This window comes from Variovorax glucosi (genome assembly GCF_051216695.1).
Lineage (GTDB): Bacteria > Pseudomonadota > Gammaproteobacteria > Burkholderiales > Burkholderiaceae_C > Variovorax.
On the sequence record NZ_JBPJZE010000365.1, the window covers coordinates 706 to 1,058 of the forward strand.

1 protein-coding gene is annotated in these 353 nt (G+C 70.5%); it reads right to left on the reverse strand.

The features are described 5' to 3' along the window. Positions 1–353: LysR family transcriptional regulator substrate-binding protein (locus ACSFA3_RS25715; protein ID WP_435508143.1), on the reverse strand; the 353-nt coding region annotated here is incomplete at both ends.

A 353-nucleotide genomic window follows, 5' to 3' on the forward strand; every position in this document is an offset into this window, starting at 1 on the left:
ACTGCTGCAGCGGCAGCAGCGCGGCGCCATAGCCGGCCGCCACCAGGCTGCGGATGGCTGCGTCGTAGTTGAGCTCGATGCGCGCGCGCGGCGCAAAGCCTGCATCGGCGAACCACTCCATCGTGAGCTGGTACATGTGCGTGGTCGCCTCGTTGAAGATCAGCGGCTGTGCCGCCAGCCAGGCCGGCGTGACGCGCTTGGGCGCCTTCCAGCGCTGCGGCACGAAAGCCATCATGGGCTGCTCGCACCACGGCGTGACGACGATGCCGCGCAGCGGTGGCTGCGGAATGGCGACCAGGCCGATGTCGAGCGTGCCCGCCGCCAGCCGCTCCATGGCCTCGTAGGAGCCGCGG